Source organism: Mycobacterium sp. 155, assembly GCF_000373905.1.
Lineage (GTDB): Bacteria > Actinomycetota > Actinomycetes > Mycobacteriales > Mycobacteriaceae > Mycobacterium.
In genome coordinates, this window is record NZ_KB892705.1 from 1 (window position 1) to 23,494 (window position 23,494).

16 protein-coding genes and 3 pseudogenes are annotated in these 23,494 nt (G+C 66.5%); 8 read left to right on the forward strand and 11 right to left on the reverse strand.

All coding sequences use genetic code 11. From position 1 onward, the window contains the following. The first annotated feature begins 90 nt into the window (after positions 1-90). Positions 91-300 carry a hypothetical protein gene (locus B133_RS0100005; RefSeq protein WP_026255785.1) on the forward strand — a complete coding sequence of 70 codons (210 nt, stop codon included), beginning with the start codon at positions 91-93 and terminating at the stop codon, positions 298-300. Positions 301-379: 79 nt separating this feature from the next. Here B133_RS0100005 and B133_RS25225 read toward each other — a convergent pair. Then, a pseudogene (locus B133_RS25225) lies at positions 380-627 on the reverse strand (Fic family protein); the annotation flags it as partial. A 145-nt stretch (positions 628-772) separates the two neighbouring features. Between B133_RS25225 and arr the strand changes: the two are divergent. Beyond that, positions 773-1,213: an NAD(+)--rifampin ADP-ribosyltransferase gene (gene arr / locus B133_RS0100010; RefSeq protein WP_051088013.1), complete on the forward strand. Its 441-nt coding sequence runs from the start codon at positions 773-775 to the stop codon at positions 1,211-1,213. Positions 1,214-1,376: 163 nt separating this feature from the next. Further along, positions 1,377-1,586, forward strand: a complete 210-nt coding sequence (locus B133_RS0100015; RefSeq protein ID WP_018598657.1) for a hypothetical protein — start codon at positions 1,377-1,379, stop codon at positions 1,584-1,586. A gap of 230 nt (positions 1,587-1,816) precedes the next feature. Here B133_RS0100015 and B133_RS23220 read toward each other — a convergent pair whose 3' ends face one another. Then, positions 1,817-2,362: a tyrosine-protein phosphatase gene (locus B133_RS23220; RefSeq protein WP_018598658.1), complete on the reverse strand. Its 546-nt coding sequence runs from the start codon at positions 2,360-2,362 to the stop codon at positions 1,817-1,819. Positions 2,363-2,398: 36 nt separating this feature from the next. After that, positions 2,399-4,390: an OPT family oligopeptide transporter gene (locus B133_RS0100030; protein WP_026255787.1), complete on the reverse strand. Its 1,992-nt coding sequence runs from the start codon at positions 4,388-4,390 to the stop codon at positions 2,399-2,401. A gap of 291 nt (positions 4,391-4,681) precedes the next feature. Here B133_RS0100030 and B133_RS22145 point away from each other — a divergent pair. Continuing rightward, positions 4,682-5,148, forward strand: a pseudogene (locus B133_RS22145) (mechanosensitive ion channel family protein); the annotation flags it as partial. 122 nt (positions 5,149-5,270) lie between these two features. Here the strand turns inward: B133_RS22145 and B133_RS0100040 are convergent. Continuing rightward, positions 5,271-6,565: pseudogene (locus tag B133_RS0100040) on the reverse strand (ISL3 family transposase). A 246-nt stretch (positions 6,566-6,811) separates the two neighbouring features. Between B133_RS0100040 and B133_RS22150 the strand changes: the two are divergent. Beyond that, on the forward strand, positions 6,812-7,123 hold the full coding sequence (locus tag B133_RS22150; RefSeq protein ID WP_018598661.1) for a GNAT family N-acetyltransferase: 312 nt from the start codon (positions 6,812-6,814) through the stop codon (positions 7,121-7,123). A 14-nt stretch (positions 7,124-7,137) separates the two neighbouring features. On the opposite strand, the gene B133_RS0100050 is transcribed toward B133_RS22150, so the two are convergent. Further along, entirely contained in the window at positions 7,138-8,763 is a 1,626-nt protein-coding gene (locus B133_RS0100050) for a peptide chain release factor 3 (protein ID WP_018598662.1), read from the reverse strand. A 235-nt stretch (positions 8,764-8,998) separates the two neighbouring features. Between B133_RS0100050 and B133_RS0100055 the strand changes: the two genes are divergently transcribed. Further along, complete coding sequence (locus B133_RS0100055; RefSeq protein WP_018598663.1) at positions 8,999-10,258, forward strand: Ig-like domain-containing protein; 1,260 nt, start codon at positions 8,999-9,001, stop codon at positions 10,256-10,258. Positions 10,259-10,400: 142 nt separating this feature from the next. Next, complete coding sequence (locus B133_RS0100060; protein ID WP_018598664.1) at positions 10,401-11,480, forward strand: hypothetical protein; 1,080 nt, start codon at positions 10,401-10,403, stop codon at positions 11,478-11,480. A gap of 36 nt (positions 11,481-11,516) precedes the next feature. Here B133_RS0100060 and zwf read toward each other — a convergent pair whose 3' ends face one another. Continuing rightward, on the reverse strand, positions 11,517-13,025 hold the full coding sequence (zwf, locus tag B133_RS0100065; protein WP_018598665.1) for a glucose-6-phosphate dehydrogenase: 1,509 nt from the start codon (positions 13,023-13,025) through the stop codon (positions 11,517-11,519). A gap of 216 nt (positions 13,026-13,241) precedes the next feature. Between zwf and B133_RS23975 the strand changes: the two genes are divergently transcribed. Continuing rightward, positions 13,242-13,391, forward strand: coding sequence for a hypothetical protein (locus B133_RS23975; protein ID WP_018598666.1), 150 nt, complete (start codon positions 13,242-13,244; stop codon positions 13,389-13,391). Here B133_RS23975 and recD read toward each other — a convergent pair. The 5 genes from recD to B133_RS0100095 are packed head-to-tail and all read right to left on the reverse strand — an operon-like array spanning position 13,388 to position 23,362. Then, the gene (gene recD, locus B133_RS0100075; protein ID WP_018598667.1) at positions 13,388-15,037 is read right to left on the reverse strand and encodes an exodeoxyribonuclease V subunit alpha; all 1,650 of its coding nucleotides are present in this window, start codon (positions 15,035-15,037) and stop codon (positions 13,388-13,390) included. The genes B133_RS23975 and recD overlap by 4 nt on opposite strands. Next, the gene (recB, locus tag B133_RS0100080; protein ID WP_018598668.1) at positions 15,030-18,326 is read right to left on the reverse strand and encodes an exodeoxyribonuclease V subunit beta; all 3,297 of its coding nucleotides are present in this window, start codon (positions 18,324-18,326) and stop codon (positions 15,030-15,032) included. Before recB ends, recD begins: the two co-directional genes overlap by 8 nt. Next, entirely contained in the window at positions 18,323-21,547 is a 3,225-nt protein-coding gene (recC, locus tag B133_RS0100085; RefSeq protein ID WP_018598669.1) for an exodeoxyribonuclease V subunit gamma, read from the reverse strand. The genes recB and recC overlap by 4 nt, the downstream gene beginning before the upstream one ends. Positions 21,548-21,606: 59 nt before the next feature. Beyond that, the gene (locus B133_RS0100090) at positions 21,607-22,305 is read right to left on the reverse strand and encodes a crotonase/enoyl-CoA hydratase family protein (protein ID WP_018598670.1); all 699 of its coding nucleotides are present in this window, start codon (positions 22,303-22,305) and stop codon (positions 21,607-21,609) included. Positions 22,306-22,363: 58 nt separating this feature from the next. Then, positions 22,364-23,362: a DUF2235 domain-containing protein gene (locus B133_RS0100095; RefSeq protein WP_018598671.1), complete on the reverse strand. Its 999-nt coding sequence runs from the start codon at positions 23,360-23,362 to the stop codon at positions 22,364-22,366. Between the last annotated feature and the right edge of the window lie 132 nt (positions 23,363-23,494).

Here is a 23,494-nt window from a genome sequence, read left to right on the forward strand (position 1 = left end):
GTTGGCGGCGGCTGTGTGCGGCATTCTTATTTCAACGCCGGAACACACCGGATGAAATTCCGAAAAGCCTTACTTGACAAAGGAGTCGACATGACCATCGCCCGCCGCATCACCGCCGGTTTCGTCCTCGCTGCCGCCCCGGCCGTCATCTTCCTCGGTGCCGCCTCGGCCCACGCCGAGACCTCGGTGGCCAACCACGGCCCGTCGGTCAGCCATCACGAGGCCTTCCCGCACCAGCACAACGTGCCCCAGCCCGGAACCTCGGTGCATCACCACCACCAGCGCAACCACGCCAAGTAACCCTTCTGGTCGGAGCCCGGACGCCACGCGCGTCCGGGCTCACTTGTGGGTGGTCGGTGCCGACGTGTCCTGACACGAGTCAGGCGTTGAGCCTGCTGCGCCTGCCGATGGTGTCGCTGAGGAGATCGAGTTCGGCCAGCACGTCACTGGCGGCCCAGATCCGGTTACGGGTACCGGATGAGAGGACCCCCAGAATGCCCGCATCGGTCAGGCGGCGTAGGTACTGGCATCGGTTGTGCCTGTGAGTAATTGGGCGGTATGGGCGTTGAATACCGGGACGCCCAGCAGGTTGTCGAGAAGCGTTTCTTCGGCGGAGCTGGCGCGTGGGTGGAACTATCGGCAGATCACGCGGATTGGCTGGGCGCCAGAGAATCCGGAATCGGTGCTCCCACTCTCACTATAGGGCCGGGGGTGGGGCTTGTGGCAAGGCCCCATGTGTGCTGCACAATCGTCCGGCCCTGAGTAACTGCTGATGGGGGATATTGTGACGAGTACGCCGAGACCGTTTGAAGTGCATCCGTCCGGTGCGTACCTGCACGGCACCAAGGCCGATCTTGCGGTGGGGGATCGGTTGATGCCCGGACGCGAGTCGAATTACGAAGCCGGACGGATCATGAACCACGTCTATGTCACCCGAACATTGGATGCCGCGGTGTGGGGTGCCGAGCTTGCGGTCGGCAAGGGCCGGGGCCGTATCTACATCGTGGAACCCGAAGGAGCGCTGGAGGACGATCCGAACGTGACTGACAAGAAGCTGCCCGGAAACCCGACCCACTCCTACCGGACACGTGAGCCCGTGAAGGTCGTCGGTGAGATCACGGATTGGGTCGGGCATTCGCCGGAGCAGCTGCAAGCCATGCGGGACGGGTTGGCCGATCTTCGGCGGCGGGGGCTTGACGTCATTTACGACTAGATGCGGGCGCGCGCCGGGTTCCCCCGATCGGGGGATAGGCAATTCGTCTGGTGCGTGGTCCGGTTGGTCGATGGTTGGCGGCGGCTGTGTGCGGCATTCTTATTTCAACGCCGGAACACACCGGATGAAATTCCGAAAAGCCTTACTTGACAAAGGAGTCGACATGACCATCGCCCGCCGCATCGCCGCCGGTTTCGTTCTCGCTGCCGCCCCGGCCGTCATCTTCCTCGGTGCCGCCTCGGCCCACGCCGAGACCTCGGTGGCCAACCACGGCCCGTCGGTCAGCCACCACGAGGCCTTCCCGCATCAGCACAACACCCCGCAGCCCGGAACCTCGGTGCATCACCACCACCAGCGCAACCACGCCAAGTAACCCTTCTGGTCGGAGCCCGGACGCCACGCGCGTCCGGGCTCTTGCCGGTCGCTGGAGTCACATGCGCCCAGGAGCCCCGGCGCGGGTGTGGGTGTCGTGGTGCCCGGCTGTTAGCGACAATCACCTCATCAGTAACCGCGGAAGTGAGCGGTCCCGCGATGTCCGACGCGCAGCGAGGTGCGTCGTTGTGGGATGCAACTATCGACAACTGGCATCTGCGGAAGCCGCGACTAGCGTTCTCGAAGGATGTCGTGCTGAGCCGCGGATTCTGGGCATGGAAACGCAGCTTTCCTTGTCCCTGAGCGGAGTTCGGTGATGCGGACGATGACTTGCTCATAGCTGAGTCCGGTCTCTGCGAGCAGGCATCCGATCACCGTGCTGGTGCGGCCTTTACCGCCCCGGCAGTGCACGTACACCGTTCGGCCCGCGTCCAGCTCGGTGTGGATGCGTTCGAGGATGGCGTCGTAGCCGGCGCGGTCGAGTACGCCGTAGTCGGGGATGGGGTGCGTGAACCGGCGTACTGTGCGGCCCGCATGTTGGGCCGCTGCCTGCAATTGGTCGTCGTACGGGGTCAGGCCGTCGTGTTCGGCGGTCAGGTCAATGATGGTGCTGACGCCGGCCTCGGTCAGGAGGCGCAGCTTGGTTGCGACCTTCTCACGTGTTGTGGCGCCTGGGTATTCGCCGGCCAAGAGATTGGGTGCGACCCAGAATGCGTGGAGGACGTCGTCATGTGGCCATAGCGGTGGTCTGTCGTACGGCGGAGCGCTGTCTTTCATCGGGTGCGCCTTCCATGTCCGGTTCATCGAGCAATATCACGGCCTCACCTCCTTCACCTCGTCACGCCCCGAGATCTTCTGCGTCCGTTTGTATATCCACAAGACGACGGCCATGAATGCCACGATGCCGATGATCTCGGCGAGGTTGCCGGTGTTGCCGGAGAAAATCGAGAACGGGTCGTCGCTGCCGGTGCCGGCGACGAACCCGGCGAAGACGACGCCGTAAAGGCTTTCGCCGACAATCATGCCGGTGGCCAGCAGTACCCCGAGGCGCTTCTTGCGTTCGATATTTCCGCCGGTGCGGTCGGCCCAGCGGTTGTAGAACAATCCCAGCACGGCACCGAGCGGGATGATCAGCGTCAGGCTCATCGGCAGATACATGCCCATCCCGACGGCAAGCGGTGGCAGGGCGAATCGTGTTGTGCGGTTGAGGATTTCGTCGACGATGATCACGCCGACCCCGATGGCCGCGCCGAGTCCGATCAACGACCAGTTCAGGTTCCCGCCGAACACCCCTTTGGTGAGCGATGAGATCAGCGCTGCTTGTGGCGCGGCCAGGGCGTTGTCGCCGGCGCCGGGCGCACCGAGAAAGCCGAACGCGCGCTGCATCAGGTCGAGCACCGGCGGGATGATCGCGGAACCGAACAGCACCCCGATCACCAGTGCCACCTGCTGTTTCCACGGGGTGGCGCCGACCAGTTGGCCGGTCTTGAGGTCCTGCAGATTGTCGTTGGAGATGGTGGCCACACCAAAGGTGACTGCCGTGACGAACAGCGTGAAGGCCACCAGCGCGGTGGACTGGCTGTCGCTGGTATGACCGAAGACCAGCTTGATCACCAGCGCGGCGATGAGCACCGTCAGGATGCCCACCCCGGAGATGGGGCTGTTCGAAGAGCCGATCAGGCCGGCCATGTAGCCGCACACCGCGGCGATCACCAGACCGATGAGGAAGACGAACACCAGGCTCGCCACGATGATCCCGGCGGCACTGCCTTCCAGCGCGGTGCCGCGGGTGAATTCCCACAGCAGTAGGGCGATTGGGACCAGCATCACCACCACGGTGCCCACCACGATGGGGAACGGAATGTCGCGTTCGGTGATGTCGACGAGCTGGCCCTGACGCCGGTTGCGTGAGGAGGCCAGCGCGTCGGTGATGCCCCTGATGATGGGGCGCAGGATCTTCAGCAGCGTCCACACCGCGGCCACCGCGATCGCTCCGGCCCCGATGAATCGCACGTCGTGCACGAACGCCCCATCGATGACGTCGGCCAGCGGTTCACCCGTCCCGAACCCTCCGCTGGTGCGGATCGGCAGCATGATTCCGAACGAGATGACCAGCCCGACGAGCATCGCCACCCCGACGGTCATCCCGACCAGATGTCCCACACCGATCAGCGCCAGCGACAGGCTGGCGCCGAACATCGAGCCGCCCGAGCCGACGCGGAAGTAGACGGCCACCGAATTGGACAGCACCTTGAGGTTGGCCAGCAGCCCGAACACGGCCGAGGCCACTGCGCCGAGCATGATGACCCGGATACCCATACGGTTGTCTTCGGCGCCGCCGCTGCTGTCACCGACCTTGAGCACTTCGGCGGCGGCAAGCCCTTCGGGATAGGGCAGATCCGAGCCGGTCACCAGGGCGCGGCGCAGTGGGATGGAATACATCACGCCGAGGATGCCGCCGACCGCGCACACGGCCACGGTGATCCAGTAGGGGAATCCGGTCCACCAGCCGATCATGATGAGCCCGGGCAGCACGAAGATGATCGCCGAGAGCGTGCCCGCCGCCGACGCGACGGTCTGCACGATGTTGTTCTCCACGATGGAGTGATTGGCGAAATTGCGCAGGATCGCCATCGAGATCACCGCGGCCGGGATGGCGGTGGCGAATGTCAGGCCGACCTTGAGGCCGAGGTAGACGTTGGCGGCCGTGAATACGAGGGTGATCGCTCCGCCGAGCAGAATCCCGCGGACAGTCAGTTCACGCAATGTCGGTGTGGTGGGGGTGACCGGGCTTGCGGTGGACAACTCGGCATCCTTTCGGTTGCAGCGCACAGGACGACACGGCTCGCACGGCGACCCGCTGATACACGTTAGGCGCTATGTAGCGGTGGCGCGGCGTGATCGGGACACGGGCATGACACGATCAGGCATCGTCCGTCCTCGGCCACGCACCGTGAGGAAGTGGGGGTGCGGTCTGCCAGGTTGCGAATGTCTGGATCTCGGAGAGGGCCTAAGCGTCTGCGCCTGGCCCGGTTCATCGCTAACTCTCTGCCCGAGAGGGTGTTTCGATAATCGACGTTTCTTCGATGCCCATGCGGGGGCAGCGCGCAGAACTTGGTCAAGGACTTCGTCACCGGCGTGTTCATGCTGCTGGAGGATCAGTACGGCGTAGGCGACACCGTCGACCTCGGCGACGCGACCGGGGAGGTGCAGAGCGTCGGACTCCGGATCACCACTGTGCGCGATATTGACGGCACCCTCTGGTACGTCCGCAACGGCGGAATCTCGCGGGTGGGAAACATGAGTCAGTATTTTGCCGTGGCGCGGGTCGAGGTGCCGGTGGCGTTGACCGCTGATGTGGATCGCGTCGAGCAGGTGGCGCTCGATGCCGCGCATGAAGTGATCGCTGATCCGACGATCGGCCACATGGTCAAGACGAAGCCGAACGCGCAATGGTCGGTGCAACGCAGGCTGCGGCGGGCGGTTCTGCGGGCTTACGACGAACACGGGGTTGACCGCAGGGACGCATCCACGCCGTGGTCGGTGGGAAAGAAGCCGAGTAACGCCGGTTGTCGGAGGTGCCTTGATGGTATCCGGTGCGCTGACAGGTGAGAGTGCAGCGTCTTGGGCAATGCGTGGTGAGAAGCAACGTCAAAACTTTTGGCTCTTGTGACGTATCTGTGGGTCATTGACGGCCGGGTAGGGCTGTCGGTGTCCTCCGAGGGTGAGCATGGCTAGGGCGATCAGGGGTTCGGGGGTGGCGAAGCCGAAGGCTATGCGGGTGAGGAGTCGGATCTTGGTGTTGGCCGATTCGATGAGCCCGTTGGATAGTCCGTGTTCGATGGAGGCCAGGATCTGCCTGCGGTGGCGGGTGATGCGTTGTTGCAGCAAGACGAATGCTTCGATGCGGCAGCGCCGCGCCCAGGAGACCCATTTGTCGAGTGCTTCGGCGGCCTCGTCCACGGACAGTTTGAAGATCGTGCGTAGGGCTTCTTTGAGCAGGTAGGCACGGTAGAGCCGAGGGTCGGTCTTGGCGATCCATTCCAGTTTCGCCTGTTGCCGCTCGCTCAGGTTCTCCGGGTTCTTCCACAGCGCAAACCTGGTGCGCTTCAAGGCTTTCGCTTCTCCGGTGGCCACGGTGACACGCCGGCCAGCGACCCACCCGTGGCGCTGGGTGTGACCTGCTCGTCGGGCAGCGTTCCACGCCTGGCGACGCACCTCATCGAGTGCCTCGTTGGCCCAGCCGACAACATGAAACGGGTCAGCGCAGCGGATCGCGCCGGGGCAGCGATCGGCGACCACGTCGGCGATCCATTCGGCCCCGTCGGCGCTGACATGGGTGATCCGAGCGCACCGACCTGCACCGGAGGCTTCCAGGGAATCGAAGAAGGCGCGCACGGTCGCCCGATCGCGGCCGGTGTTGGCCCACACCAGCCGGCCGCTGTCATGGTCGACCACGATGGTCAGGTACTTGTGGTGGCGTTTGTAGGAGATCTCATCGATCCCGATCCGGGTCAGGTCGGCGAATGCGTCGATCCCGGCGGCGGTATCGGCCCACACCCGCGCGATGATCGATCCGACGGTGCGCCAAGCGATCCGCATCAGCTCGGTGATCGCTCGTTTGGAGCAGTGGGTAGCCAACCAGGCCACCTGCTGATCGAATGCGCGGGTGTGCCCGGCGCCGTGCCGAGCCCACGGGACCTGACACACCGTCGGCCCGTGGGTAGCACAGTCGACTCGCGGAATATCGGCTTCCAGGAACACCTCGATGGTGCCCATGTCCAGGGCGCGCCAGCGCCGCCGGCCCTGACCGCGGTCGTACCAGCGGGCCCGCGCACCGCAGGTTCCGCACCGCCCCCGGGCTGCTCGACGGGGCCGCACATGGGCCACAACCACCTGCGCTGCCTCATCGAACTCGACGTCGTCGATCACCGTGTTCTGGACGCACAACACCGCACGCCATAAGCTGGCATTCCGCACGCCGTTCTCCGTTCTATGAGTTTTTGACCTTCGACAAGCCAAAAACCTAGACCGAGAACGGCGTCCGGCCATTCAGGCGCAATCAACCACCCACAGATACGTCACAAGAGCCAAACTTTTGACGGCTTCAAGGCGGTTGTGTGGCAGGTGGGAGAATCCCACGTGATGCACGCTCAAGTTCTGTAAGCCGACGACTGGCCGCTCTGGCGTCACCTCCGCCTGCAGGCGCTGGCGGAGTCACCCGATATGTACGGGTCGACGTTGGCCGAGTGGACGGGCGTAGGAGACACGGAAGAGCGCTGGCGCCAACGATTTTCCACAGTTCCGCTCAATGTCGTCGTTCATTGTGATGGAGAACCCGCCGGGATCGTCGGTGCCTACGAGCAGGCTGGCGGGGCGGTGGAATTGATCTCCATGTGGGTCGCACCGGCTGTTCGCGGACGCGGTGTCGGCGACGCCGCTGTGCAGGCTGTGCGCAACGGATTCGTCGATGCCGGGCCGTCGCCCGATGATGCCGATGAGCGGTTGATGCGTCGCGAAGGTACGGCGTTGGTGTGAGGCTTGGCGGCTTGCTACCCCTCAGCCGCCACCAATGACCCGAGCTTGATGGTGGGATTGTCCCGCTGAAAGCCCTCAAGCCGCCACGGCGTCGAGAAGAGCACGAGCATCACTCCGTCGGTGCGCGTCAGAACCTCTGCTGACACTTGACGATTCACGAAGTCAGCATCTTCCGGGGAGACGACGCGGGCCACCTGATAGGGCAGGGATTCCAGGGAAATCGGTGCGCTGAGTTCGGTGGCCATCCGATGCGCGGCCACCTCGAACTGCATGGGACCGACCGCGGCGAACACGGGGGCCTGCTCGCCGCGCTTGTCGGAGCGCAGCACCTGGACGACGCCTTCCTGCTCCAATTGTTCGATGCCGCGGCGGAACTGCTTGTGCTTGCTGGGGTCGGTGCCGCGGGCCACCGCGAAATGCTCGGGGGAGAAGCTGGGGATCGGCGGATACTGCACGGGTACATCGCGATACAGCGTGTCACCGGGGCGCAGGGCTGCGGCGTTGGCGAGCCCGATGACGTCACCGGGCCAGGCGTCGTCGAGCGTCGAGCGCTGCTGGCCGAACACCGATTGCGCGTACTTGGTGACGAACGGCTTGCCGGTCGCGGCGTGGGTCAGCACGTCGCCGCGTTCGAACGTTCCCGAAACCACGCGCGCGTAGGCGATGCGGTCGCGGTGCGCCGAGTCCATGCCGGCCTGCACCTTGAACACGAAGGCACTGAACGGACTGTTCGGAACCCTCCGCACGCCATCGACATCGAGGGCGCCGGAGGGTGCGGGTGCGAGTTCGACGAGAACATCGAGCAACTGGTTCACGCCGAAGTTCAGCGCGGCCGAGGTGAACAGGACCGGGGAAGCTTCGCCGCTGAGGAACGCCTCGCGGTCGTAATCAGATCCGTCTGCCGACAGCAGCTCGGACTCCTCGACCGCGGTGTCCCAGTCGATGCCTGCGGCGTCGTGGGCATCATCGGCGGAGATGTGCTCCTCGGGAGCGATGGTGGCCCCGCCCGCGGTGCGGGTGAAGCGGATGAAGTGGCCCTTGCGGCGGTCCATCACACCCTGGAAATCCCCGGCGATGCCGACCGGCCACGTCAGGGGAGTCGTGCGCAGGCCGATCCGTTCGTGGATCTCGTCCATCAGTTCCAGGGCGTGCCGCCCCGGCCGGTCCCACTTGTTGATCACGGTGATGATCGGAATGCCCCGGTGCTTACACACCTGGAAGAGTTTGAGGGTCTGCGGTTCGAGGCCCTTCGCCGCGTCGATGAGCATCACCGCACAGTCCACGGCCGTCAGCACCCGGTAGGTGTCCTCGGAGAAGTCGGCGTGGCCGGGAGTGTCCAACAGGTTGATGACGCAGTCGCGGTAGGGGAACTGCAGCGCGGTCGACGTGATCGAGATGCCGCGTGCTTTCTCCATCTCCATCCAGTCCGACACTGTGGAGCGTCGGCCCGCCTTGCCGTGGATCGCGCCGGCCTCGGTGATGGCCCGGGCATGCAGCGCCAGCGCCTCGGTCAGCGTGGACTTGCCGGCGTCAGGGTGGCTGATGACGGCGAAGGTTCTGCGGCGCGCCGCTTCCGCGGAGACACGGTCGCCTTTCGGCGTATCGGTGACGGTCGGGGTGTCGAGGGCGTTGTCGGTCATCTCGCCAGCGATGGTATGGCCGACCTGCGGTAAATCAGTAATCGAGTCGGGCCGGTCACTGAGCCCACCACTTCCGCAGACACCACCACGGCGCACCGAAGCTCGGCCACACAACGACGGCGTCACGACTCGCCTACAGGCCGCGCCTGTCGCGCCACACAGGACTCTCCCCGGTTAGGATTAGCGCACCCGATCGGCGCTCGATCGATACGGCTCTCGCCGGAAACACATTGGAGTGACGTTGACGTCTGTTCGCCGTGCCAGCCTCGCGGTCATGTTTGCCGTGCTCGCCGTGCTCGGCGGCGTGGTCGTCACCGCCCTGCCGGACTGCGGTGAGAACTGCCAGACGCTGGCCGCCGCGCCCCCTGGCGTCCCGCAGGCGTCGCCGACCGAGCCGGCCAAACTCACGATCACCCCGAAGCCCAAAGCCGAGGACGTCGACCCGCTGGCGCGCGTCCTGGTGACCGCCCAGACCGGCACGCTAGACACCGTCACGATGGTCAACGACGGCGGCAAGCAGATCCCGGGCATCCTCACCCCCGATGCCAAGACCTGGAAGCCGACGACGACGCTCGGATTCGGCCGCACCTACACCATGACGATCGCAGCCACGGGTCCCGGCGGCATGCCGACCCGACAGGTCACCACCTTCAGCACGTTGACCCCGAGCAACCAGGCGCAGGTGTATCTCGACGGCACGTCGGGTGCAATGCTGCAGGACGGCGGGAAGTACGGCGTCGGCATGGTGATCGTCGCGCGCTTCGACGAACCCATCACCGACAAGGCCAACGCCGAACGGCGCCTCAAGGTGACCACCAACCCGCCGGTCATCGGCGCCTGGAACTGGATCGACGATCAGACCGCGCATTGGCGGCCGGAAAAGTACTACGCGCCGGGCACGCAGGTGACCGTCAACGCCGACATCTACGGCGCGAAACTCGGCGACGGCCTCTACGGCGCCGAAGACGAGAAGGTGTCGTTCACCATCGGTGACTCGCACGTCTCGATCGCCGATGACAAGACCAAACAGGTCAGCGTCTTCGAGAACGGCAAGCTGGTCCGCACCATGCCCACCTCCATGGGCATGGGGGGCACCGAGACCATCGGCGGCACCACACTCAGCTTCTGGACCCCGCGCGGCATCTACACCGTGATGGACAAGGCCAACCCGGTGATCATGGATTCCTCTACGTTCGGCCTGCCCGTCAACAGCCGCCTGGGCTACAAGGAAACCATCCCGTACGCCACCCGGATCAGCACCGACGGCATCTACCTGCACCAGCTCAACGCGACGGTGTGGGCCCAGGGCAACACCAACACCAGCCACGGCTGTCTGAACCTCAACAGCGACAACGCCAAGTGGTTCTTCGACTTCTCCGTGCCCGGTGACATCGTCGACGTGCGCAACACCGGCGGCGAACCGCTGACCCTGCAACACAACGGCGACTGGAGCGTGCCGTGGGGCCAGTGGATCCAGGGCAGCGCGCTGCGCTGATCTCACTTAGCCGGTCGTCAAGCACCCGAGTCCGTCGAACGACGACGCAATGACGGTCGCCAGGCTATCCGCAGGCGAGTCGGCAGCTGGCCCGCCGTGCCGGTAGCCTCAGGTGCGATTGACGAACGATCGGAGGTCATCAATGGACCTCGTACTGGGTCTCTCGATGACATCGAGCGTCGTCCGGTGGGTGCTGGTCGACGGGAACACGGGCGAGGGTGCACCTGTCGACCGCGGGGCACTGGACATATCCGACGTCGGGACGTTCGACGCCGAGGCGCTGCTGGAGAACGTACTCGTCGGCGGTGAACTGCATGTTGTTGGCCTGACCTGGTCGCCCGGCGCCGACGCGGTGGCCGCCAAGGTGCGCGCGGCTCTCGACGCGCTGGGCGGCGGGGCCCGCGTGGTCGAGGTTTCTGACGTCGAGGCCGCCGAGGCACTGGCCGGCGGCATCGCCGAGATCTCCGGCTACAACTTCCTCGTCATGTGCATTGCCGAACCTGGGACTGCGCTCGTCGCGACGGTCAACGACCAGCGGGTGCACGCCGAACGCATCGACTCCGCGCTGCTGGAGCGTGCCAGCGCCGCGGTTCGCGGCGCGCGCCCGAGCCCCGACGCGGTCTTTGTCCTCGGATCCGACGTCGAGGCCGCCGACACTCTCGTGGCCGTGTTGCGCGACGAGACGGCGCGTCCCGTCTTCACCGCCGACGAGGCCGACCTCGCCCTCACCCGGGGTGTCGCACTGGCTGCCGCCCGCGGCGCGAACACCGCACCGGTGACCGCGGCGAAACCGCTGTTCTCCCGTGTCGCCGTGCTGTCTTCGATGCTGGCCGCCGCAGTCGTGGTGTTCGTTGTCTCGTTGTCGCTCGCACTCGGGCTGCGACTGACCCCGGAGTCGGCGGAGATGCACAACATCAGTGCCGTCGAGCCCTCCGTGCGGCCGGCTGCCCCGCCGTTGATCGCGAAAGTCACCGCTGTTCCTGCGCCTCACCCGGTTGCCCCGCCGCCGGTCCAGGAGACGGTTGGAGCGCACGTACCGGCGGCTCCAGCTCCCGTCGAACCAGCCGCGGTGCCCGAGCCGGCCTACGTCCCACCCGCACCGGAACCCGCGTATGTGCCGCCGGCCCCGCCGGTCTACGCACCGCCGCCCGCCCCGCCGCCCCCGCCACGGCTGCGCGACCGGATCATCGAAAAGATCCCGCTGATCAACCGTTTTCACTGACGCCGCCGAGCTGAAGTGGCGGGTGTGACGAGCGAGCTACTCCCTATGCTCCCTCCACGCCCGTTCGAACGGCAGGCGCCAGGCGTTCGGCGCGATGAGCTGATGGATGGCGTTGGGACCCCAGGTGCCCTGCGGGTACATCTTGACTACCGGTGGGTCTTGCAGCAGCGGTTCGGAGCGCTCCCACAGCGACTCGATGCCTTCGGCGGTGGTGAACAGCGTGTGATCGCCCCGCATGGCATCGAGGATCAGCCGCTCGTAGGCCTCCAGGACGTCGGCGATCTCCGCGGTCTCCTGCGTGGAGAACTGCATCGAGAGCTTCTCCAGCCGCATGCCCGGCCCGGGGCGCTTGCCGTAGAAGGACAACGACACCTTCGATGCGTCGGCCAGATCGAAGGTCAGATGATCCGGTCCTTGCGCGCCCACCCCGGAGCCTGCCGGAAACATGGTGCGCGGTGCTTCTTTGAACGCGATCGAGATGATCCGCTGACCCTCGGCCAGCCGCTTGCCGGTGCGTAGGTAGATCGGCACCCCGGCCCAGCGCCAGTTGTCGATCCCGACCTTGAGTGCGATGAACGTCTCTGTTTCCGAATCCGGCGCCACACCCTTCTCTTCGCGGTAGCCCTGGTACTGCCCGCGCACCACATCGGCGGTATCGATCGGCAGCATCGACCGGAACACCTTGTTCTTCTCTTCGCTGATGGCCCGAGGTTCCAGCGCCGTCGGTGGCTCCATCACCACGAACGCCATCACCTGGAGCAGGTGGGTGACCACCATGTCCTTGAAGGCGCCGGTGCTCTCATAGAAGTTGGCCCGTTGATCCAGGCCGAGCGTCTCAGGGATGTCGATCTGGATGTGGTCGATGAAGTTGCGGTTCCAGATCGGCTCGAACAGGCCGTTGGCGAACCGGAACGCCAGGATGTTCTGCGCGGCCTCTTTGCCCAGAAAGTGGTCGATGCGGAAGATCTGGGTTTCCTTGAACGTCCTGTGCACGAACGCATTCAGCGCAACCGCGCTCGCCAGGTCGGTGCCGAACGGCTTTTCCATGACCACCTTGGACCGCTTCACCAGGTCGGCGTCCTTGAGCATCGTGATGACGGACTCGGCGGCCTTGGGCGGCACCGACAGATAGTGCAGCCGACGGGCCTCGGGGCCCAGGTCGGCCTCGGCGGCGTCGACGGCGGCGGCCAGTGCTTCAGGGCCGGCGCTCTGCGGCACGTAATGCACCTTGCTCGCGAAGTTCTTCCACTGCTCGTCGGTGGGGTGGCGACTGCCGAACTCATCGATGGCCTTCTTGGCGTGGTCGAGGAATTCTTCGTCGGTGTAGTCCTCCAAAGAGGTCGCGACGACCCGGATATCGGGGCTGAACGATGACTGTTCCAGATAGGCCAGACCCGGAAGCAGCTTCCGTTTCGCCAGATCGCCGGTCGCGCCGAACAGCACGATCACGTGCGGCGGCAACACTTCGCTGTTGGGACGCGTCGGGCGGGAACCTAGTCCGGGGTAGGCGACAGTCTGCGCATTTTCAGGAGCCACGTTTTGCATACTGACAGGTCGGCGTGCACTGATGGCGTCGGTTGGGTTAACTCGCGTGTGTCGGATTCGATCCAGACGCCGTGGATCGCCGTCGATTCTGAATGGATTCACCAAGCTCTGCTATACGAATCCCCGCAAAACTGTTAACCAAATCGACGCGCCACCGCGATGTGGTCTACCTCACTACGGAGATACAGTGTGATTATTATCACAGAAGGGGCGGTCATGGTCGGAGCATTCATTGGCGGTCTGCTGCTGGTGCTGGGCCTCGTCGCAATCGCAGCCGTTGTCGTAGCGGTCGTGATGGGTTTGCCCACATTGGCCATCACCATCGGTCTCATTTCCGGCGCATTTTTCGCCGGGCGGGCCGTTTAGGTTCTGAGTCGCTTCCGCAGGCCGGTCGCGCGCACCGCTTGCCGGGTGATAGCTGCGCGTACTTCCGCTTCGGAGCCGACGACGCGGACACGCGTCTTGGCTCGGGTGACCGCGGTGTAGAAGAGCTCCCGCGTCAGCAGCCGTGACTCGATGTCCGGCAACAGGACGGTCACCTCGTCGGCTTGACTGCCTTGGGCTTTGTGGATCGTCATGGCGTGCATGGTCTCCACCTCGGTGAGCCGACCGGTCGCGAACGATCCGTTGCCGCCCACCGCGACCCGCAAGCCGTCGGGCGTGGCGACCGTGACGCCGGTGTCGCCGTTGTACAGCTTGAGGCCATAATCGTTGGCCGTCACCAAGATTGGCCGCCCGACGTACCACGAGGTCCACAATGGCTCGCCAGTCGAGTCGGTCAACCACCGCTGCACCTGGCGGTTCCAATGCATGACGCCGGCCGGCCCCCGCCGATGCGCGCACAGCAGGCGATGCTCATCGAGAGTTTTCAGAGCTGCCTTGGCATCACCCAGGATCGCCGCCTGCCGCAGCTGAAGTGCATGCGGCACAACCACATCCCGCAACCGCTCGGTGATGTCGGTGGTCACCCATTCGATGTTTTCGCCTCCGGCGGCCAGCACCTGCAGCGCCGCGTCGGCGTCACCGACCCGGATGGCGGTGGCCAGCGCACCGATCGACTTGCCGAACCGGTGCGACGTCCGCAATGCCGCCACTCCCCGTGACCCCAACCCGTCGACCAGATCGGCGAGCACTGCACCGGCCTCGACCGAGGCCAGCTGGTCGGGATCGCCGACCAACAGCAGCCGGGTCTGCGGTCGCACCGCCTCCAGCAGCCGGGCCATCATGGTCAGCGACACCATCGACGTCTCGTCGACCACGATCACGTCGTGCGGCAACCGGTTTCCCCGATGGTGGCGGAACCGCGACGAGGTGTCCGGCCGCGCGCCGAGCAGCCGGTGCAGGGTGGTGGCCTGCAACCCGGTCAGTCGCCTCTGGTCGACCACGTCGAGCTGGTCAACCTCCAATTGCACTGCTTCCTGCAACCGCGCCGCAGCCTTGCCCGTCGGCGCGGCCAGCGCGATGCGCAATGACCGACCGCCCGTCAAAGCCGCCTGTTCGGCCAACAGAGCCAGCAGCCGTGCCACCGTGGTGGTCTTGCCGGTGCCCGGGCCGCCGGTCAACACCGTCAGCCCGTGCGACAGCGCGACTTCCGCCGCGGCCTGCTGCTCGGCGAACCCGGTGGGGAACAACCGCGATACGTCAGGGGCTGCCCCCAATGGCCGGGTGCCGACGAGCGTCAGCACGTCGTCGCGCACCTGTTGCTCTTCGCGCCAGTACCTGTCGAGATACAGCTGGTCGTCGAACAACCGCAGCACCGGCCCGGCACCGAGCAGGGGACTGGCGCCCACCGCAGCCAGCCAGGCATCCGGTTCTGGCCACGGCAGATCCGGCCGATCGACCTGAGTGGCGACCGACCGCAGATCCACGCACACCGACCCGGCGCGCAGCGCCCGCACCGCCAGTGCCACGGCAAGCGTCACCGATCCGTCGGTTTCACCTCCCAGCGCGGTGAGTCGTCGAGCCACCTGCACATCCGCAGGTTCGAGAATCTCGGCGAAATGATCAAGCATCGAGCAGCTCCGACACGGCGACCACCAGCTCGGCGGGCGGCTCCCAGCTGAACACACCGGCGGGATGACCGTCGACGACGGGCGTAGCTGCCCCGCACATGCCGCGGACGAATAGGTACAGCACCCCGCCTAGGTGTGTCGCCGGATCGTAGCCGGGTAGTCGCCAGCTCAGGAACCTGTGCAGCACAACGCTGTACAGCAGGGCCTGCAGTGGATAGTCGGAATGCAGCATGGCCTCGGCCATCCGGTCGCGGGTGTAGTCGGCGGCGGTCAGCTCGGCATCGCCGGTGCCCAGCCAGTTGGTCTTGTAATCGACCACCACGAAACGGGATCCGATGCGCAGCACCGCATCGATCGAGCCGGACAGGTATCCGCGCAGTGGCTGGTTACCAAGTGCTCCGCTCGACAACCGCTCGGAGTAGCGCGCCATAGGATCGTCGGCCGGCAGATGCGTGCTCAGCAGCGCGCCGACGTCGGCGAGCCGGGCGAACTCGCCGGACCGCAGATCGCCACCGGCCATAGGAAATTCGAAATCCAACTCCCGCAACCGGTCTCGCAGTCCGATCTGGCGTAGCGTCACCCCGGGGGCGAGTGGGCCAAGGGGAGTGTCGTGCATAGGTACCAGTGCGGTTGCCAAGTCGTCGACCGTGACCTCGACGGGCCAGCGCGCCGCATGTGCGCGGATCTGGGCGGCCAATTCGGCACCGAGATCGGCGGCGAATGGATCGGCGGTCTCCAGCACTGCGTGCACCAGTGACCCGAACGCCGCACCGGTGGGCAGCTGCGCCATGGGTGACGGGACATCGCTGCCCGTGGTGGCGGGAACCACCGGGACTTCGTCGACGACGTCGACCTCGTCGTCGAGTTCGGTGACCTCGGGCTCGCTCGTGACGCCCGAATCATCGGCTGCGCGAAGCAAACCCGAATACGACGTGCGGCGCCACGAGGTGTCGATGGCGCGGTGGAAGTGCCGGGTGGCCAGATGGTCGGGCGGCGCAAGCGCAAGAACGGGTGTGAACCCCTCGATGACGGACTCCTCGATCACCGGGCCACCAGCGTCTGCCCAGGCTCGCAGTCGGTCCATCGCTTCGGCGTCGCCGATCTTGGCGGGCACGCACTTGTCCGGCACCGTGGACTCACCCGGCCTGCGGCCCCGCAGCAGTCGTGACAATCCGCCGTTGGGTTCGTCGCGCGACGGCGCCCACCAGGCCACCACCTGGGACTGGGCCCGCGTCATCGCCACGTAGGTCAGCCGGCTGTCGTCGGCGGCGGCCTCGGCGCGGCCGGCCCGAGCCACGGCCGGATCGCCCGCACGCGAGGAGGACAAATCATCCCCCCCGATGTGCAGGCACCGCACGCCGTCGTCATGGAAGAGAATCAGATCCGGTTCGGGTACATAGCGATTGAACGTGAACGGCAGATACACGATCGGATACTGCAGGCCCTTGCTGACCCACACCGTCATGATCTGCACGGCCGCGGCGTCGCTGTCCAGGCGGCGGTTGCGTTCGGTCTCTCCGCCGGCCTCGGAGCGTTGAGTGCGCAGCCAGTCCCGCAGCGCGGACAGCCCGAACCCTTCCCGGTGAGCGGTGTCGGCCAGCAGCTGGGTCATGTGGGCCAGATCGGTCATCAACCGCTCGCCGCCTTCCCAGGACAGCACGCGCCGGCCCATCCCCGCGAGCTGGGCGGCCTCGAAGATCGCCGCGACACCGCGCTCACGCGCGTGCCCGGTCCAGGTGCGCAGGGTGTCGGCGACCCGGTCGGTCAGCGCATCCCCGCCCGCGGCAAGGGATTCCGCGGTCTCACCGAAGAACACGGTGGCAGCCGCAGCGCGCACCAAACCGGTGCGGTGCGGCTGGTCGAACGCCTCCAGCAGGTACAGCCAGTCCTCGGCGGCCTCCGAGCTGAACACGTCGGAATCCCCGGTGTAGACCGCGGGGATGCCTGCCGCAAGCAGCGCACTGTGGCAGGCCCTGGCATCCTTGTGGGTCTCGGTGATCACCGCGATGTCGCGGGCCTGGACCGGCCGGCCGTTGAAGCTCGCACCGCCGGCCAGCAGGGAGCCGATGTCAGCGGCCAGATCCCGGCCGATGTGGGTGCGCAGCCGATCGATCGGAATAGTCTTGGAGTCATTGCCTTTTCGGGTCACCACCCGAAGCCGGAACGGATCGTTGTGCGGCGCGCCGGTCAGCCGGTGGCCCTGGTGGTGAGCCTGCACATCGTGCACGACGATGTCGGACCCGCCGAGCTGAGCGCCGCGCAGCACCACCTGCAGCCGGTCCACCAGGGCGCTGTCGCTGCGCCAGTTCGTGCCCAGCGTCTGCTTGTCCCCGGCGGTCGCGGCGGCCCGCAGATACGTGTCGATGTCTCCGCCGCGGAACGCGTAGATGGCCTGCTTCGGGTCGCCGATCAGGATCAGCGTGGAGTGCCCGGAGAAGGCTCGCTCGATCACCTGCCACTGGACCGGGTCGGTGTCCTGGAATTCGTCGACCATCACGACCGGCCAGCGCTGATGCATGCGCATGCGGGCGGGTGAGTCGTCTGGTTCGCCCCGCACGCGAGGAGGACGAGGAGTCAGCGCGTCCGCCAGCCGGGTCAGCAGATCGTCGTAGCCCAGCACACCACGGCGCCGCTTACGGATCTCCAACTCGGCCAGCACATCCCGGGCGAAGCTCAGCCGCACCGCGGCGGGCGAATCGGGGTCGGGATCGGCAGGCCGCAGCTCGGTGGCGGGATTGGCCACCACGGTGCGGGCGAGCCGCAGTGCTGCGGCGTAGTCGAGCACCGGATGGTCGCGTTGCGTGCCGAACCGGGACAGGTACAAGTCGTCGACGATCTCGGTGACCAGGTTGTCAAGACTCTCGACCAGAGTCACTCCGGAATCGCTGTCTCCGGCCACACCAAGGGATTTCAACACGATCTGGCAGAACTGGTGGGTGGTGGCGATGGTCGCGCCGTCGAATCCGGCGAGTGCGTCGCGCAACCGCTGTCGGCGGGCGTCTTGATCCTCGGCGATCAGGTAGGTCTCCAGATCGTTGCGGGCCAGAGCCGGGTCGTCGAATGCGGCCAGGGCGCACACCATCTGATCGCGGACCCGCTCCCGAAGCTCCTGGCTGGCGGCCCGACCGAATGTGATGAGCAGCATCTGGTCCAGCGTCGCGGCGCCCTCGGCGACGAACCGGGTGACCAGACCGGCCAGCGCGAACGTCTTACCGGTCCCGGCACTGGCCTCCAGCACCGTGGTGGTGTTGCGGCTCGGCAGCGGCCCGAGCAGGTCGAAAACCTTCACCGTGTTGACCTTTCGGCCCGCAGCATGGGTAACCACAGTCGGGCGGCGTAGGCGCCGAGCCGGTGGCTTTCGCCTGCGACCTCCTCGCCGGGACGCAGCGGTTGCATCAGATCCCGCAACCAGGCGTCGCGACCCCAGGCCTGTACGTGCGCGGGCTGCTGGTCCTCGCCGGGATAATTGCCGCTGCGCCAACGGTATCCGGCGGCCCGTTCCGGATCGTCGCCGGTGTGCCGCGCCACGGCCCAGGCATAGGACGTCTTCACCGGCAGCGGCAGCGGTTCCCGGCGGCCCGCGTCGTAGATCCGCACCAGGTCGACCAGCAGCTCGACCGGGTTGACGGGAGTGCCAAGCCCCTCGGCGCGGGGTGTGGTGCCGCGTTTCGGACGGCCGATGCACACCGCCGAGAAATCCCGGGCGGGGTACTGAGCGGCCAACGCCAGCAACGGAATCCACGACTGCAGCAGGTGCTTGCCGTCGAGCTTCGAGTAGGTCACCGAGACCAAACGGTCGCCGAACACCGGAGACACGGTGCCGGTGAGCCGCCGCCCGCCGCCCAGATCGATGTCCACGTCGTAGGCCTGGGATTCCACGCCGCGGTGATGCTGCGCTTCGGCGGCCAGCGCGGTGCACTGCTCGCGGATCGCACCGGCCGTGCGCCAGCCGAGCTGCCCGGGCGGCAGGGTGCCGCGCCGCCACTCGGCCTGTTGGGCATCGGCCGGTTCCATGCCGCGCAGCATGTCGTGCAACATGCGGTCGCCGACTGTCCACTCCTCCAACGCGCCGATGTCGACGGGCATGACGTCCGACACACCGTCGACCTCCCACGGCAGGGTGTAGTCCAGGGCCCGGAAGAATCCCTTGACCGGATCGTTGAAGAAGCCGACCAGATCGGCCAGCACCACATCGTCGGGCGGTGGCGGCGGCAACGGTTCGGCGAAGAACGGCGGACGCTCGGCGTGCTGACCGCTGTTGGCCTGCGCGGCTGTGAGCGCCGTCGGGTCGAACGTGAACGGTTCGCCGGGCACCAAAGCCCCCGGGATGACGTTGCGAATATCGAACGGCTGCAACGGATGATGGGTCACAACCCGCACTGGCTGCTCGGCGGTGATGTCGAGGGTGTCGAGCAACTCGGCCAGTGGCACCGCCGGTGGGCGGGGTTGCCCGGAGTACTCGTTGGCGCCGGTGTAGGTGACGACGAGCGTTTCGGTGGCCGCGCCGATCGCGTCGAGCAGCAACTGGCGGTCCTCCGAACGGATGTCGCGCTCGCCGGTCACCGGGTCGCGGGCCAGCGCATCGTCGCCATCGATCGCGCCCAGCCGCGGGAACACCCCGTCGTCCAAACCGACCAGGCACACCACCCGATGCGGCACCGAGCGCATCGGCACCATGGTGCACACCGTCAGCGTGCCGGTACGGAAGTTGGCGCGCGTGGGCCGCCCGGCCAGATGCCGTTGCAGCAGCGCGCGAATATCCGGCAGGCGCAACATCGTTGCGGTCTCGGCGGTCGCGAGGATGTCGTCGAACTCGCGCTGCACCTGCGCACGGGGCCAGTCCTCGTCGTCCAATGCGAGCGCGTCGATATCGGCGCCCAGTTCGGCCAGCCACTCTGCCAGCGTCTTGGTGCCGCTGAGCCCGCGCACCGCATTGTGCAGCTTCTCGACGAAGTCGGCGAAGCGGCCCGCGAGCTCCACCCGGTTGCTGCTGACGTCGTCGAGCGGCAGCGTCGTGCCCAGCCACGCATGGGAATCGTCGGACATCGCCACGCCGGCCAACACCCGGTCGATACCGAACCGCCAGGTGTTGTGCAGGAAGTCGACGCCATAGGGCCGACGGTGCTCCTGATCGAAGCCCCAGCGGATGTTGGCTTCCCGCACCCACGCCGTGATCGCGTCCAGATCGTCGTCGGTGAAACAGAACCGGGCCCGCACCGGAGCCGACTCGGCCAGGTTGAGCACCTCGCTCGCACCGGCCCGGCCACCGGCCAGCGTCAGCAGTCGCGCCGCCACCGACAACAGCGGATTCGTCTGCACCAAAGCACGGTCGGCGAGCCGGACCCGCAGCCGGTGCGCGGGGTGGGCGCCGTGCACCACGTCGCCGAGCCCGAACCCCGCGCTGATCAACGGCGCGTACGTCTCGATGTCGGGGCACATCACGAGGATGTCGCGCGGCTCGAGCGTCGGATCGTCGGCCAGCAGACCCAGTAGCACCTCACGCAGCACGTCGATCTGCCGGGCTGGACCGTGGCAGCTGTGCACCTGCACCGACCGGTCCTCGCGACGGTGCACCCGGCCCTGCGGGCGCACGGCATCAGCGGAGATGTCGGACTGCAGCCAGCCCAGTAGTGTGTTGGGATAGCCTGGCGCGCCGAGGTATTCATCGGTCGCGGGGGCCGGAAGTAAACGCTGCAGCTCACGCAGATCGCGGCCCAGTGTGGCCGACAACGGGTGCGCGACCGCACGGTGGCTGGTGTCCGTGCGCCGCGGCACGGCGCCCTTGTCGGCGGCCAGCGCCTGCCACAGCCGGTCACTGGGATGCGGCAGCCACAGGTGCAGGTCGTGGTGGGTGGCCAACGCGGCGAGCAACTCGATCTCGGTCACCGGCAGCCGGGTGTGGCCGAACAGGGACAGCCGATCGGGCAGCTCGCTGGGGGATTCTCGAAGCCGGGCAAGGGTTTTCGCATGCCGGATATGGGGTAGGTCGGCATCGACGCGGTTGGTGAGTGCCTCCCACAGCGGCCGCTGCCAGGAGAGGTCGTCCGGGATACCCGCCCAGTCGACCAGCAGTTGCGGGCGTTGCCGAGCGTACGACGCGAAGATCCCGGCGAGCCGTCGGGCCACCGCATAGCGACGGCCCTGCCGCAGCTCGCGTTCCTCGCCGTCCTCGAACCGGCCCAGGTGGGTAGCCAGCGTCGTGCACCACGGAGCTTCCAGGTTGTCATCGATGACGGCCAGCAATGGCCACACCATCGCCTCAGGCGACCACGGATCGTCATCCTGTGTCCCGGTGACCTCGGCGATCAGCGACCGTGGATTACGGAACTGCACGGCGGCGCAGACACCGAGCCGGTTGGACAACCGCTGGCTGAGCCACCGCTCCACGCCCTTGGCCGGGACCAGCACCAGTTCTTCGGCGAACGGATCGGGCAGAGGATCAGCCAACAGGGCACCCAGCCCGTCGGCGAGCAGATCCGTGCGCTCAGCCCGGTGCAGGTGCAGTGCCATCGCCCCCTACCTTATGGCGCGCCACCGACAGTCCTGCGCAGGGATGATGAGCCGAGCATCTACCCCGCGAATTCCGTTGGCAACCCGTCGATTCCCGAGCGGATCGCGAGAATCGCGGCGGCGCGGGCCTTGAGCTTGCTGCCCACGTGTGCGCCGGCGTTCAGGGTGACTGCCGCTTCGGCGGCCACCTGCTGGGCACGGGCCAGCACCGCATCGGATTCAACGATCTCATCGAGCCAGCCGGCCGCGATTGCGGTGTCGCCGGCGAACGTCGCAGCCATCGAGATGGCGCGCTGGAACGCCGCATGCGTCAAACGCATCCGCATGATCTCGATCGCAGCGATCGGCAGCGTCATACCGATCGCCACCTCGTTGGCCTGACAGCGCGATCTCGGCGAGCCCACCCGGTGATCGGCGGACAGCAAAAGGAAAGAACCCATCGCGATGGCTGGTCCGGTCGCGGCCATGATGACCGGGACCGGGAAGGTCAGGCAGCGCAGGGCCAGCTCGAAACCGCCGGCCAGCATGGCCAGAGTCGCCTGAGCGTCGCCCGATGCGAACACACTTAGGTCGAAGCCGCCGCTGAACACCTTCGCGTTGCCGGCCAGCACGACGGCCTTGGCACCGTCCTCCACGGTGCGGTCGAGTGCCGCGTTGATCTCGTCCTGCATGGCCGGCGAGAGCGCATTGACCTTGCCGTCGTCCAGCGTCACGGTCGCGATGGACTCATCGAGCTGGTAGCTCACCAGGCTGCTCATCGCACCGATCGTACGGGCGGCCTTGATGAGGCTTTGTGCCGCCCGAGCGGGCCAAATGTCAGGATGCGGCCGCGGCGAGTACTTCGGGCACCACCGGCTCGGCCTGGGCGGGTGCGGACATCAGCCGTTCGCCACGGGCCAGCCAATCGGAATCGGCCCATTCGATGCGGGCAGGCAGGCGCCGCCAGTAATGCGGGTGGGCGCGCAGATAAAGCTCGACACTGGCGTGCACTGGTGCGTCCAACTGCGGGTGCACGATGCCGAATGCCGGAGCGGTACCGGCGAGCGCGTCCAGTTCGTTGGGGCTGGAGAGCCGTTCGGATACTCGTAGCCCGGCTTCGGCAGCGCCGGAGAGTATCCAGTCCATCGCAATCTCGGCCAGCGCCCAGCACGCGCCGGTGCCGCCGGCGATGTCGCAGTGCCCGCCCCGAAACCACACCTCGTCCATCGCGCCGTGGTCACCGGCGGCCGCCGGTCGTAGTGCGTCGATAGCCATGGCGTGCCTACCGGTTTTGACGTTGGTCAGCGGCCCGGTCCGGTGCCTCGCCCCAGGTGTGCGGACGGCATCCCACAGTCCCAAAAACCGTACGGGGACCGTGCTTTCGGAGTCCCCGATCAGTTCGGCGGCCAGCCGGTTGACGTGCTCCCAATCCTGCCGGGTGCGCGCCGTGCGAGGCAGCGCGTAAGTGGCCAGCGCATAGGTGACCAGATCGTCGGAACGCTCGGGCAGCAAGCCGACGGACCCCAGTAAGGCCGCCAATTCACGCGCCCGGTCGCCGCCGTCGGCTCCGCCGAACAGATAGATGGCGTCGCCGGGTTCCCAGCAGTCGCCGAGGAATCGGTAGGCCTCCAGAAGCGCGTCACGGGCGTCGGCCACCGCCGCGCCGCGGCGGCGCCGGGGGAACCTCGTTGCGCGCACCGACGTCGCACCCGAGTGGTACCAGCCGAGCTGGTCGTGGTCGATGTCCAGCAACCTGAACAACGCCTCGGTATTGGTCGCGTCGCGTGGACCGGGACGCTGATCTGTGTGGTCGAAGCACAGCACTATGTTCTTCACGACGACCCCCGACTGGACGGACGAGGAAAACTCCTCACCCAGTTTGCCGGGATTGCAAAACCCTGTCCTGAGTATCGCGCTACTCTAATTGCCCGTTCATACGGTTTCTTGACTGTGCAACTGGATGGTCAA